This window comes from Gracilimonas sp. (assembly GCF_040218225.1).
GTDB lineage: Bacteria > Bacteroidota > Rhodothermia > Balneolales > Balneolaceae > Gracilimonas.
This window is the reverse complement of record NZ_JAVJQO010000008.1, coordinates 684,195-698,275: the sequence shown is the minus strand read 5'-3', so window position 1 is coordinate 698,275 and position 14,081 is coordinate 684,195. Positions and strand designations below refer to the sequence as shown.

Sequence of the window (14,081 nt, the reverse complement as noted above, 5' to 3'; positions counted from 1 at the left end):
TATGAGAAAATCTGAAAGAAACAGAAATCAATTCTGATTTTGGAGATTCCCAATGCTGGCATCTGCTTTACCACTGGCAAGTGCTTCAAGCCGGGCAACAGCATCCCAAAGCGTCATAGCTTCTTTGAGTGTTTTATCAAAAATGTCATTGACGATAGGGTAGAAGTACTGCATACCCCAAATTTGTCGGGCTAGTTCAGCTTTCATTCTACCCTCAACTAAATAAGAAACTTCTTCGAAATGACCATTAGGAATAAATAGTGAGTCGTTCTGAAATTTCGGTGAATTTACGGTGTCAGTAATAACCATGCCTCTTTCCTCAAGTAATGATTTTACACCTTCAATATGGTTCTGATTCCACTCAAAGGTGTTCCTGAAACCCTCAAAGTCATTTTTCCATTTTTCTCGAAATGAATCTCCCTGCTCATCAAGGAAAGAACGCACATAGTCAAAAGAAGCTCTCTCACGAATAGAAAAGTTGAACACATAAGCAGAAGTAGTAGTGTCTGAGGGGACAATATAATCTGGCACGATACCACCGCCGCCATATACGGTACGGCCTGCATCGGTTGAGTATTTCAGCGAATCAGGTACGTGGTTAATAAACTCAGAAGCATCATTCATAGCTTCATCACGACGATAAATTTCATATGCATACTGTTCGCCACCTTCTACAAAAGGCTTTTGAATCAAACGCCCTGAAGGTGTGTAGTACCGGGAAATGGTAACTCTGACACTACTTTTATCAACCAGTTCATACTGTTGCTGTACCAAGCCTTTACCGAATGTTCTTTTGCCGACAATCAACCCGCGATCATGATCTTGAACGGCACCGCTTACAATTTCACTTGCTGATGCTGCACCTTCGTCAACTAAAATTATGACTGGCTGCTCTTTAAGCTCACCATCTTTCCTGGAGAAATATTCTCCATTAAAGCGGCTGTTCTTGCTCTTGGTAGAAACCAGTTCGGTTCCCTGGGGAAAGAACTCTTCAGCAATAGCAATAGCCTGGCTCAGGTATCCACCCGGGTTTCCACGAAGGTCTAACACAATTCTTTCCATACCTTCTTTTTCGAGGTCTTTTACGGCTTGCATAAACTCATCATGAGTGGTAGCAGCAAAACGATTTATTTTGATATATCCTGTTTTTTCATCCAGCATGTACGAAGTATCAACAGTATAAAGGGGAATATCATCACGGGTGATAATAAAATTGATGGGTTGATCTGCGTTAGGTCTCTTAATAGTAACCTTAACTTTAGAACCCTTTTCACCCCTTAGCCTATTCACAACCATTTCATTGGTAAATCCAACAGCGGATGAATCTTCAATGGCTATGATCCGGTCTCCGGAGCGAATTCCTAGCTGGTCGCTTGGTCCGCCAGAAATTGCTGTAATAACGGTTATAGTATCTTCAATAACCTGAAACTGTACGCCTATACCTTGAAACTTGCCCGCAAACTCAGTTTGGATCTGCTCATTATCTTCTGGCTCAATGTAAATGGAGTGAGGATCTAGTGTGGAAAACATACCTTTTATGGCTGCTTCGGTGAGCTTAGTCATGTTTTCATCAGGACTGTTATTTGAGATGTATAAGTAAGCTTTTTCGAAATTAGAAAAAGAATCTCTGATACTGTTTATTTGAATTCCCTGGAAAGTAGTATCAATTGGAGTACCATCAATAAGAAGGGTAGAGTCTTTGATAGCCTCAACCATTCGCTTGATACTTGTTTTATACATCTTACTTAAGTCCGGCTCCCGAAAATAATTGGCAATAATACTACGCTGAGCCTGATGATATTTTGTCAAATTCTTGGTGTCGTCAGTTCCAGACTGAAGAACAGGGTCGACTCCGGTAAAGCGGAGAGCCGCAAGAATAAATAATATGAGAAGATTGGGGTAAAGTATTTTCTTTAAGTGCATAAATATCATCTTACATCCATGTGTGGTAATAGAAAACCAAAGTTTTGGTAAAAAGTTTCAATTCCAACGATTGTACTAAATAATGTAGTATTCTACAATTACAAAGAAGGCGTTAAAACAAGTTAACGCCTTCATAAGCTTAATACGAAATTAAAGACGGCTTTGGATTTCCTTATAGTATATAATGGCTTAAATCCTTGTCCTTCACAATGCCTGCCAGCTGTTTATCAACATAGGCGCGATCAATCGTAATTTTGCCTGAATTGATATCATCCGGAACAGCGAATAAAAGCTCATCAAACAGAGAAGACATAATAGTATGTAATCTTCTGGCGCCAATATTCTCAACAGATGCATTCACCTCGGCTGCGATACGAGCTATTTCCCGAATAGCTTCATCTCTAAATTCAATTTCTACACCCTCAGTATTAAGCATTGCTATATACTGCTTGGTTAGTGCATTTTTAGGTTTTGAAAGAATATCGACGAAATCATCTTCTGTGAGAGAATTAAGCTCAACCCGGATCGGGAATCGCCCCTGTAGTTCGGGGATTAAATCCGAGGGTTTGGAAACGTGAAAAGCTCCTGAGCCGATAAATAAAATATGGTCTGTTTTTACGATGCCGTGTTTGGTGTTTACGGCGCTGCCTTCAACGATAGGAAGGAGATCACGCTGCACACCCTGTCGGCTTACATCCGGCCCGCCTTTGCCACCGCTTCCGGTTGAGGATTCAGCGATTTTATCAATCTCATCTATAAATACGATGCCTTGTTTTTGAACACGCTCAAGTGCTTCCTGTACAGCAGATTCATGGTCGATCAGTTTTTCGGCTTCTTCCTCTGTAAGAATCTCACGTGCTTCTTTAATGGGAAGCTTACGCTTGGTCTTTTTATTTCCTTTGCCGAGGTTGCCGAGCATATCCTGCAGATTAATGCCCATTTCTTCCATCCCCTGAGGACCAAATACTTTCATCATTGGGTTTTTGGAAGAATTCACCTCTATTTCAATCTCACGATCTTCGAGTTCTCCGTTTCTGAGTTTCTCCCGGAAGCGTTCACGTGTACGTTCGTTCAGCTCTGAATCGCTGGCATTCTGAGGGTCAAAATCCTCACTGCTTGAACTACTGTTAAACCCAACACCGGATTTTTTAACAGGAGGTATAAGGATATCAAGGATACGTTCCTCTGCTTTGTGCTCCGCTTTCTCTTTTACACGATCCTGCATTTCCTGCTTCACCATGCTAATGGCAACATCGGTCAGGTCGCGAATCATGGATTCTACATCACGCCCAACATAACCTACTTCCGTAAATTTGGAGGCCTCCACTTTCATAAAAGGAGCATGTGCTAATTTAGCAAGTCGGCGCGCAATCTCTGTTTTACCCACACCGGTGGGGCCAATCAGTAGAATATTATTAGGAATAATTTCATCCCGGATTTCTTCTTCAGAATTCAATCGTCTCCATCGGTTTCGGAGTGCGATAGAAACAGATCTTTTGGCTGACTTTTGCCCTACAATGTACTTGTCTAACTCAGCTACAATTTGCTGAGGCGTTAAATTCTTTTCCTGAATAGTTAGCATATCAATCTTCTATTTCTAAAATCGTAATGTTGTGATTGGTGTAAATATCGATGTCGGCTGCAATATGCAGTGACTCTTTAACGATTTCGGCGGCCGATAATTCTGAAGCGTGTTTTTTCATCGCTCTGGCCGCTGAAAGGGCATATGATCCGCCGCTTCCAATGGCAGCTACCTCATCATCGGGTTCAATTACATCACCCTGACCGGATATCAATAATCCTTTCTCGTTGTTCATTACCACCAACAAAGCCTGTAGCTTTTGCAGGAACTTGTCTTTTCGCCATTCTTTGGCAAGCTCAACGGCGGCTCGTTCCATGTTGCCGTTATACTCGTTCAGCTTTTCCTCATATTTCTCAAAAAGGGTGAAAGCATCGGCGGTAGAACCGGCAAATCCGGCCAGTATTTTGCCTTCGTGCAGCTTGCGTACTTTCTTGACGGTGCTTTTCATCACGGTTTTATCCATGGTAGCCTGTCCGTCACTCCCGATAGCGGCTTTCCCATTATGGATAACACCGACTACCGTAGTTGCGTGTAGTTCAGATAAACTCATGTATTCAATTTTTTAATGATAGTTGAACCGATAAAAACAAAAACCAAGCCAAGCCTTAGTTAGAAGACTTATAGTACTTAGAATTGTCTCTTCCGTTCGAATTGTCATTACGGCCTGACGATCTGCTTGAGTTGCTTCTCTCTTTTTTAGAGATATCCAGGTTCTCTTTATCTCCTTTACCGCTCTCAAGCTCAATGAGTTCGCCTTCACGATCAAGCACTTCCTCAATCGATTCATCTCTCATTACGATATCAGTAATATCAATGTCTGAGCCTACGAGGGTGGCACGGAATTCATTCATAGAAACCGTTTCATCACCAATCAAAGAAATCTTGATGCGGTATTTGGCCATCCATTTCCAGTGTGTACTCATCAGACCTTTTGTCAGAACCGACTTCAGGAATGGATTTACATACAGATCAACAGCACGATAGCTGGTGTTGTGCTTGAACTTACTCAACCAGGTTTCGAGGTCGGTGAGAATGGTATCTTGTGTTACTACATTTCCGGAGCCGCCACAAACCGGGCAGACTTTTGATACCGAGTTTACAACGCTTGGGCGAATTCTTTGCCGTGTAATCTGAACCAGACCAAAATCACTCATCCCAATTACATTGGTTTTGGCAGGATCTTTAACGAATTCCTTCTTTAGCTCATCATAGATTTTCTTACGGTTTTTGTCATCCCGCAGGTCAATGAAGTCAACAACGATAATACCACCGATATCTCTAAGCCTGAGCTGCTTAGCAACCTCTCTGGCAGCTTCAAGATTGGTTTTAAGGGAATTGTCCTCTTGTTTCTTTTTAGCAGCGTATGGGCCGGAATTCACATCCACCACATACATGGCCTCGGTCTGCTCAAAGATCAGGTAACCGCCCGATTTCATTCTCACACGCGGGCTGAAAATGGAATTCACATCGTGGGCAATCTTCATGAAGTCGAAGATGTGCTCTTTGCCTTTATACAATTCCACATTGGGAACCATTTGAGGAGCAATCTGACCTACGTAGGATTTAATCTGACGATACATTTCAGGATCATCAATCAAAACCCGGTCGTAGTTTTTGGCGAACAGATCACGGATCAGGCTCTCCGTCATATTCAGGTCACGATAGAGCAGGGAAGGGGGCTTGGCATCTTCAAGCTTGTCAACAATCTGCTCCCACTTCTTCAACACATTTCGAAGGTCATCTTCAAGAGCTTCTTTATCCTGACCCTGGGCAACGGTTCGTACAATCACGCCAAAACCATCGGGAACCATGTTGTTGAGAATGCCTTTCAGGCGTCGTCGTTCTTTGTAATGGCCGATTTTTTTCGATACCGCGATGTAATCACCCATTGGAATAAGTACGAGGAAACGACCGGCAATGGTAATATCGGTAGAAATTCGGGGTCCTTTAGAGCCAATCGGTTCCTTAACAATCTGTACCAAAAGCTTTTGTCCGGTTCGGAGCATTTTACCGGCTAAAATTTGTTTTTCGACATTCGAGAGATTGTCTTTATTCTCAATGTCTTTCTTGGCGTGGCCGGGAATTGCATTTTGGCCATTAAGCTTGGTGATATATTCATCGAGATGATCGCCTGCATCCGAAAAGTGCAAAAAAGCATCTTTAGGGGTGCCCATATCTATAAAGGCGGCACGGATACCACTCAGCACTTTGTGGACGCGTGCTACATAAATATTACCAACCGTACGCTGGTTTTCTTCCGTTTCGATGAATAGCTGCGCTAACTCGCTGTTTTCTAAAAGCGCAATACGGGTCTGATTGCCCGAAGAGTGTATAATAATTTGATTCTTCATTAGTAAAATTCTTCCTTTCCCGGAAGCCGCTGAAACCCCTGCAAACGAACCATCGCATTAATTTACGGTGCAAATTGATTACGGTCTCATTAAAGAGATTGGGGTTGGAAGCAAACGGTCGAGCGGCTGCTTCGGGAGTAAATTCTGTTAAAATTGTTTTATTTGGGGATTCCTTGTCGGAATCAGAAAAGAGAGTCTGCGTTAAGGCTGTAAATAGTAATCCGCAGAAAAAGAAAAAATCGATAGAGGCATCCTTCAAAGTGTGAGACAGTGATGCCACCAAAGTTTGTTTTTGGTATGTATTTTGTGCGTTATGCAATCGAAAATAAGTTTAAAAAAGCTTGTTCAGGTCGATTTTTCCTACGATTAATATAACTCTGAAAGCGCACTAATGTAAATGGTTTTTTAAGGAGTGATCACTTTAATTTCAGAGCCCGGATCAATTCTCATCAACCCGTTTAATACTTGCTCCAACTGCACTCAGCTTATCTTCCAGTGACTCATACCCACGATCGAGATGGTAGATACGGAGCACTTCGGTGTGGTTCTCGGCAACCATCGCTGCAAGAACAAGGCTCACACTAGCGCGCAGATCCGTACTCATAACGGAAGCGCCCTTGAGAAGGGTTTTCCCGGATATATGAACCGTATTTTTTTCTACGTCCATCTCAGCACCTAAGCGGGTGAGTTCTGGTACATAGCTGAAACGGTCAAAGTAAACGGTGTCGGTGACTTTAGAGTCGCCCTCTGCCTGGGTCATCATGGTTGCCCACTGCGCCTGAAGGTCGGTAGGGAAGCCGGGGTAAATTTCAGTTTTTATGGAAACGGGCTTCAGTTTATCAGGGGCTTTAACGTGAATAGTTGTGCCATCCACTTCTACAGAGGTACCGGTTTTCCGGAGTTTGTCGGTGAATCCTCCAAGCTGATCCGGGTTGCAGCCTGTAAGGGTAAGTTCTGAACCGGGGAACATAGCTCCGGCTATCATAAAGGTCCCGAGTTCGATGCGATCCGGGTCGTTGGAAACTTCTATTCCTTCTAAAGAATCAACGGCTTTTATGGTAAGTGTATCGGATCCAATTCCCTCAATATCAGCACCCATCTTAACCAGGAAATTACAAAGCTGAACAACATCAGGTTCTTTGGCTGCATTGTGAATGGTGAATTTTCTTGCCTTCAACACAGAAGCGAGTAGTAAATTAACGGTGGCTCCAACCGAACTTGGCTCAAGACGAAAGGAACCTCCTTCGATTTTATTATCGGCTTTGGCAATTACATATCCCTTATCCAGTTCAATCTTGATTCCCATAGCTTCCATCCCTTTCAGGTGTAAATCTACGGGTCGGGGCCCCCAGGCACATCCTCCCGGCATAGATACTTTTGCATATCCATGTTTACCAACCAAAGCCCCAAGCATATAGAATGATGCCCGCATTTTGCGAACCAGGTCATAAGGTGCTTCCAAATGGTTTATATTGGATGGATCGATGATAAGCGTATTTTCTTCTTCCTTAAAATCTACCTGAGCACCTACAACACGAATCACATTATTGAAAGTATAAATATCTTTCAGGCGGGGGATATTGTGAATAGTCGATGTTGAGTTTCCAAGCAATGAGGCGGCCATGAGTGGTAATGCGGCATTTTTTGATCCGCTGATGGGAATGGTTCCTTTTAATGGGGTACCGCCTTCAATAATAAATTTATCCAATGGTTTCGATCTCCAGTATAGGTGAATTTTTTTCTAGTGATTGTCCGACTTCTGCCGAAATACTCGCGATGGTTCCGCTGATGGGAGCTTTGAGCTCGTTCTCCATTTTCATGGCTTCCAGGATCACAAGAGGCTGATCTTTTTCAACTTCATCGCCTTCAGATACCATTATTTCGAGAATTTTACCCGGCATTGGGGCATTCAGGATTCCTTCACCTGCAGCAGCTGCCGTTTTAAAGCCGAGCCGGTCGAGTAACAATTCTTGTTCATCTTTAACTTCTACCGAATGCCAGATACCATTCATAGAAAACTCAATAGCTGAACCTTCATAACTTACATTATCAATGTTGTAGGTTTTTGTTCCCGTGCGCAGAATGTGGCGCCCGTTCACAAACTCAAAAGTGTAATTACCTTCGCTATTGCCCGATTTAAAAGATCCATCTTTAGGAGAAAGTTCTACATCGTGGCTGTTTTCGCCTATGGTTGCCTGGAATTTCATTTCTGACTCTTTTTTATGTGATTAATGCCTGATTTTGTGATCCGGAACGTTGAGTCCTGAACATTATCTGAATCGAAATAATAGGTTCCGTTTTGTTCAGGTTGGTCTGGATTTACAACTTGAATAAGCCTTGAATTCATAAGGTTGATCAGATCGTCACGAAGTTCGCCATATTGCAGTTTTGTTTCTTCCTGTAGAACATCAAATGGTTCAGGAAAAATAAGACGATCTAAAATTTTGTGTTCTGATGGGGTCAGTTTTCTCATATGTAGAGAAGATAGAACCGATGCAAAATTATCACAAATAATTAAAAGCAGAATTTAATGAATTATGAGAGAATGAACTGAATTTAAAAAACAGGAAGTTGAACATCGAAAAGTGTCGAACTGATTCTTATCTTGAATTATGTTCAAAGTAAAAAATACTATTCTTTCAGACGATATAGCTACAGCACAATTTGCATGTGATTTACCTCGATGCAAAGGGGCGTGCTGTGTTGTAGGTGATGCCGGAGCGCCCGTAGCCAAGGAGGAAATCCCTGCCTTACATAAGGCTTATGATAAACTAAAAGGCGAGCTGAGAAAAGAAGCTGTAGAAGTTGCTGAAAGGGATGGGGTCGTCATAGGCACACAAAAAACCGGCTATGAGATATCAACTATTGAAAGTGAAGATTGCATTTTTGTGAAGTATGATGAGAACGAAGTGGCTTATTGTGCTATTCAACAAGCTTATTTTGAGGGCAGATTGGGTTGGGAAAAGCCCATCAGTTGTCATCTGTTTCCGGTTCGCCTCAAAAAAATAGCTGGTTTTGATTATGCTAATTACGAGTATGTGCCGAAACTATGCTCAGCTGCATGCGAAAGAGGTAAAGATGAGAATATATATTTGGCAGAATTTCTTGAAAAACCTTTAGTTCGACGATATGGAGAAAAGTGGTTTTCGAGTTTTATAGAAGCTTGTAAAGAGATTCGCCAAAAGGAAAAGCATGCTACGTAATCAACAAAATTTAAGTCAAAAGCAGCAGCAAAGCTTACAGCAAAAGCTTTCTCCACAACAGTTGCAGTATATCAAACTGTTGCAGCTACCTACCATTGCCCTGGAGCAACGGATAAAGGAAGAGATGGAAGCCAATCCAGTGCTCGAAGAGATAAACCCGGGAGAAGCTGAAACGGTAAGCTTATCAGAGCCAGAAGAAGCTCCGAAGGAAGAAAAAGAAGAAGCCCTGGAAAGCCTGGAAGAACACGAGGTAGATTGGGACGAGTATGATTCTAATACTGAATATGACGGAGAAAACTACAGTACTTCCTATAATCCGGATATTGAAGAATGGAAGGAACTGCCCAATCCATATCACGCTTCCTTTTTAGAACAGCTGGAAGAGCAGGTTGTTTTTCTCAATCTATCAGAGGAAGAAGAATTGATCGCCGATCAGATTTTAGGCTCGCTTGATGAAGACGGATATTTCCGGCGTGAGCTGGAAGCGGTGGTCGATAATATTGCTTTTAATCAGGGAGTATTGGTTGATGAAGATATGGTGGAAAGCGTTCGCAAAAAGATACAGCAACTTGATCCTATTGGTATTGCATCCAGAGATTTACAGGATTGTTTATTAGTACAATTAAAAGACTCAGAAAAAGATTTACCCGGACTTAATCTGGCTATAAAAATTGTAGAAAAAGCCTGGAAATCTTTTGAAAAAAAGCATTTCTCCAAACTGTTGCAGAAGTTCAATATAGGCCGTGAAGAATTACAGGAAGCCTTTGAGGCGATTCGACAAATGGATCCCCGCCCGGGTTCAGTTGCAAGTGACATGGAAGAAACCCAGAATTATATTGAGCCGGATTTTGAGGTGTATTGGAAGGGGATTGAAGACGGCGAGAATGATCGCGGAGAATTCGTGATTAACCTGAATCAAAGAAATGCACCGTCTCTGCGAATATCTCCTGAGTACAAGCAAATGTGGGAGGAGATCAAAGCTAAAAAGAAAAAGAATACCGATGCTGAAGCTCACTCTTTCATGAAGAGTAAGATTGATTCGGCGCAGTGGTTTATAGAGTCTATTCGTCAGCGACAGAATACGCTGATGAACATTATGAAGACGATTGTGGCTTTGCAGGAAGACTTCTTCAAGTTTGGCGAAGGTTTAAAGCCTATGATCTTAAAAGATGTGGCAGAGCGAATTGGAATGGATATTTCGACGGTTTCCAGAGTTGTTAATGGAAAGTATGTACAAACATATTTCGGGGTTTATGAGCTCAAGTATTTCTTTAATGAAGGCTTGGAGACGGAGAGTGGGGAAGAGGTGTCAAACCGTGAAGTAAAAAATATCCTGGAGAAACTTATTGATAATGAGGACAAGCAAAAGCCATACAGCGATCAGGAGTTGACAAATATGTTAAATGACAAAGGGTATAAAGTAGCCCGGAGAACGGTAAGCAAATATCGGGAACAGCTGAATCAACCTGTTGCCCGGATGCGCAAGCAGGTGATCTAAATCTTGATTACCAGCTAAAGGTAACCTGATTGTCATTTTTTTGTTCCAGGAGATGTATAATCGGAGTTTTAAAAGTACTGTTGTTCATAATTTCTTTTCGAACGGATAGTACTTCCTCCCAATCGGTATAAATATCTTCTACAACCAATACAATTTTTTCACGCTCATCCACCAGTATCTTCGAATTAAGTTCAAATTCTTCTTCAACTCGGATGGCATATAAAACAGCTTTGCGGTCCGTTTCAAATTCACCCAACTGAAGGATAAATTCGAAATCAACATTGATCATAGAAGCAGGTAACTCCTGCTTTGAGATATAGACATCTGAAATGGAAGAGGAATTAAGAATTTTTCGCCGTTCCTGCTCGGCTAATCGAAGTGATGAAAAGGGGCCAAGCCGAACTTTATATAACAATGATTCAGGGTCCCGGTATCTATGCGGATCTAGTTGATATTTTGATTTCAAATCAGCTAAATAAGAATCTGCACGGTAAGGGTTTGTGAAAGCAGCAAATTGAAGATCATATCTAATACCACCCGGCTCGTAGTTGGTGGCAACTGTTTCATAGCATTGATTTAGTACGGCTGCGTCGGGGTAATTAGAAGTCAGGTTCTGCGTAAATTGAGAAGCTCTGCCAAGGTCCTGAAAAAGCCCTGTTCGAACCGCATATAGCTTTCGTGGCTCATTATAGACAACATATGAGTTTGAATCTCTGCTATAGTTTTTCACAATTTTTCGTGCCGCTTCAAAGGTTGAAAAAGCACCCAGCTGAACTCCATACCGACATTTATTCAAGCTAAGGCTATCTACTGCAATGTTGTATTCCAGTGAAATACCCCCGCCATTATTAGCAGTTTGGGCTATATTTGATCCTGCTGTGATGGAAGTTTCATTTGCCTGATAGTCTTTCGGAACCAACAGAATTTCCAGTCCTTCTACGAAGTCACCTTCCGGAATGGCTTGAACTTCAAATTCAATTTTTTCGGGGATTGATTTTGAACCAAGCAGGTCTAACTGTGAAGGATCAATTTCAAGTACATATTCACCCGGGGGAACCTCATAATCATAAAAACTGCCATCAGAGAATGTTCTAAGTTCTTTACTAAAATCTCCGTTTTCTTGAGTTAGAAGTACTTTTAAACCTGCAACTCCCATTTTCTGACCATTCAATGACTGCCTTCGAACTATTCCTTCAATAACTCCAGACATGTAAAAAGGGACCTCTACTTTTTTGAAACGGTTGGGATCAGTAATCAAACCAAACTTTTCAAATTCTGGGATTAGCATTGGGTTCTGTATAGCTCCCTTATTCATCTCCATGTTATAATAAAAATAGGGCTGCATTTGGGTGTAGTAGAGAACACCGTTTTTTGATTGACTGATGGCTCCTGAGCGCTGAACCCGAACGGCATTACCACGAATGGGGTCATCCCCGTCATCGAAAGATCCATTGTTATTATTGTCCACAAATAGCTGTATTGCAGTTCCAGATCTCCCTACCTGATCACGACTGGTAAAAATAAAATTGTTATAGTTCGTATCGTAACCCACAGAGCCGCGAATATTCTGAGTGAAATTATTGTTGCCCCTGATGTTGCTGAATGTGGTACTTGATCGGGCTTTATCGAGATCTACAACAAGACTAAAGCGGAGGGTGTTATACTCTCCGGCAAAGTTACGTCCCAAAGAAAGTTGCAGACGCCCTTGATCGAATACGTTTTGAGATATAAGGAATTCTGCTGAATCAAATTTGTCAAGTGTTGGCTGATAGCGCATTTGAGCTCTCAGAAATACCCCTCTCAAATATGAGGGAAGGTTTCTATTTCGGGAGATATTATAGGTGGCTGAAGTTTCTAAGTAAGCGGTATTTGTAGGATTGAACAGGTCTATATCGCCAACAAAGCGGTCGCTATAACCAACCCTTAAATTTAACTTTCCAATTCTGGAATTGGCATCAAATCGAATTGTAGTATTATTAGTGGTGGGACGAATTCGGGAAAAAGTGGATGCTCTGACGTTGAATGGCAAACCCCAAAAATTAAATGGGTAGAATACACTGGCAACTAATCTTTTATCGTCATTGGAAGGATTATAAATACTAAAGCCGTTGGTAAAATCAGTATAATCTATATTCAGACTCGCTGAATTTGGATAAATAACATTTATGTAACCTCTGTAATAAGCATCAGTTGCCGCTTCAACTGTCAGGATATAATTAGAAGCAATTCGTGAAGATAAACTTGAGGTGAAAGTAGGGAGTGCATCATGATAACCCTGATAGTATTCCACACCCGTTTTTGCTGTCAGCCAATCCGTGATACCATAGGCTCCATTTCCCTGAGCTGTGAAATCCTGGGAAGTCTCACCAAAAATGGGGTTGTCCAGCCGACCAGCATTAATTGAATAATTAAAAACTCCTTCAGGCTGGAATGTAAAGGGAATCTGGATGCGGTCCGATCGTTCTATAATCTGTCCGGTTGGTCCATATATCTTCAAGTCAAGCTGAGAGGACCCGTAGGTAATAGGAGTGAGGAAGCGATAATTTCCTAACTCGTCAGACTGTTGAAAGTCAATAAGTGCATTGTTCATATACAGTTCAACTTCCGATTGTGGTATGGTATTCCCCTGAACAACAAATTCATCAAAAAGGCGTCGGGGTTCAATCGGTTCATTGGTAATTCTGACTCCTGTATAAGCATTTCTGGCAAACCCGTCCGTAGTAGTTTGCCCGATGGTTAGTTTGGTAAGCCAGGGCTTATCACGAAACATATACCGCCATCTCAAGTTATCCGTAGCAACATTGGTAAAGTTTTCTGAATAGCTGCCAAAAACTGAACCCTGAAGATCTCCGCCGTAAAGCTGTACACCCAGGTTTGTATTTAGGTTATAAACGTTAACCCCGGAATTTACATTGGCAGACAAATTATAATCGATAAATCCGCCATCAAGAAAAGGACGTTGTCGGTCGTATCTGAGCTCATACCGCTGTTCCTGATAGCGATTCTCATTCGCCAGCTGTCTTCTTTGTGAACGAATTGCCTGCTGAACAGCAGGGAGTTCTCGTTGAGTTTCCAGATTTAGAACTAGATTGTTGAAGTCAATAGTGAAATTTAGTGCAAATGCCTCATAAAAAATGTCTGCTCTTAAATAGAAATCAATTTCTTTAACGAGATAGTCATCTGCAGTAAGTTCAGTGACGTGTTCCCCAAACTTGATTTGATTATTATTAAGGTTAATACGATAAGGAATTTGAGATTGGCCAAATTTGCCATCTACTATTAACCCATTTATAGAATGGTCGATATCAAAGAGTGAAAATAGCTCAGAGATTGGAAGGTAAAATTCATCATTTTTGTAGTAGGAGATAACAACTGAATTAATTATACCCCGGTGTCTAAAATCCAGGTAAACCTCGAAATCTTCAGCATTATTGTTTTGCCCCTTAAGGTTTGTTGAAGATAACCCAAGGTAAAAAACAATAATTAATATAGTTGATATTGAGAATCTCCAATGCTTAAGCACC

Annotated in this window: 10 protein-coding genes; 2 read left to right on the top strand and 8 right to left on the bottom strand. The window is 41.6% G+C overall.

Annotation, left to right across the window (positions count from 1 at the left end; translation table 11 throughout):
* Positions 1 to 27 precede the first annotated feature (27 nt).
* The 7 genes from RIB15_RS14405 to RIB15_RS14375 form a co-directional block, all read right to left on the bottom strand.
* Positions 28 to 1,923, bottom strand: a complete 1,896-nt coding sequence (locus RIB15_RS14405) for a S41 family peptidase (protein WP_350202870.1) — start codon at positions 1,921 to 1,923, stop codon at positions 28 to 30.
* Positions 1,924 to 2,095: 172 nt separating this feature from the next.
* The gene (hslU, locus tag RIB15_RS14400) at positions 2,096 to 3,505 is read right to left on the bottom strand and encodes an ATP-dependent protease ATPase subunit HslU (RefSeq protein ID WP_350202869.1); all 1,410 of its coding nucleotides are present in this window, start codon (positions 3,503 to 3,505) and stop codon (positions 2,096 to 2,098) included.
* Position 3,506: 1 nt separating this feature from the next.
* On the bottom strand, positions 3,507 to 4,055 hold the full coding sequence (gene hslV / locus RIB15_RS14395; protein ID WP_350202868.1) for an ATP-dependent protease subunit HslV: 549 nt from the start codon (positions 4,053 to 4,055) through the stop codon (positions 3,507 to 3,509).
* A 55-nt stretch (positions 4,056 to 4,110) separates the two neighbouring features.
* A complete protein-coding gene (locus RIB15_RS14390) occupies positions 4,111 to 5,856 on the bottom strand; it encodes an Rne/Rng family ribonuclease (RefSeq protein ID WP_350202867.1) in 1,746 nt (581 codons plus the stop codon).
* Between the two features lie 439 nt (positions 5,857 to 6,295).
* Positions 6,296 to 7,564, bottom strand: a complete 1,269-nt coding sequence (gene murA, locus RIB15_RS14385; RefSeq protein ID WP_350202866.1) for a UDP-N-acetylglucosamine 1-carboxyvinyltransferase — start codon at positions 7,562 to 7,564, stop codon at positions 6,296 to 6,298.
* Complete coding sequence (locus tag RIB15_RS14380) at positions 7,557 to 8,063, bottom strand: acyl-CoA carboxylase biotin carboxyl carrier protein subunit (RefSeq protein WP_350202865.1); 507 nt, start codon at positions 8,061 to 8,063, stop codon at positions 7,557 to 7,559. Before RIB15_RS14380 ends, murA begins: the two co-directional genes overlap by 8 nt.
* Positions 8,060 to 8,329, bottom strand: coding sequence for a hypothetical protein (locus RIB15_RS14375; protein WP_350202864.1), 270 nt, complete (start codon positions 8,327 to 8,329; stop codon positions 8,060 to 8,062). The genes RIB15_RS14380 and RIB15_RS14375 overlap by 4 nt, the downstream gene beginning before the upstream one ends.
* A 139-nt stretch (positions 8,330 to 8,468) precedes the next feature.
* Between RIB15_RS14375 and RIB15_RS14370 the strand changes: the two genes are divergently transcribed.
* Both RIB15_RS14370 and rpoN read left to right on the top strand, forming a co-directional pair.
* Positions 8,469 to 9,059, top strand: a complete 591-nt coding sequence (locus RIB15_RS14370) for a DUF3109 family protein (RefSeq protein WP_350202863.1) — start codon at positions 8,469 to 8,471, stop codon at positions 9,057 to 9,059.
* Positions 9,049 to 10,557, top strand: coding sequence for an RNA polymerase factor sigma-54 (gene rpoN, locus RIB15_RS14365; protein WP_350202862.1), 1,509 nt, complete (start codon positions 9,049 to 9,051; stop codon positions 10,555 to 10,557). Before RIB15_RS14370 ends, rpoN begins: the two co-directional genes overlap by 11 nt.
* A 7-nt stretch (positions 10,558 to 10,564) precedes the next feature.
* Here the strand turns inward: rpoN and RIB15_RS14360 are convergent, their stop codons facing one another.
* Positions 10,565 to 14,080, bottom strand: coding sequence for an SPOR domain-containing protein (locus RIB15_RS14360; RefSeq protein WP_350202861.1), 3,516 nt, complete (start codon positions 14,078 to 14,080; stop codon positions 10,565 to 10,567).
* Between the last annotated feature and the right edge of the window lies 1 nt (position 14,081).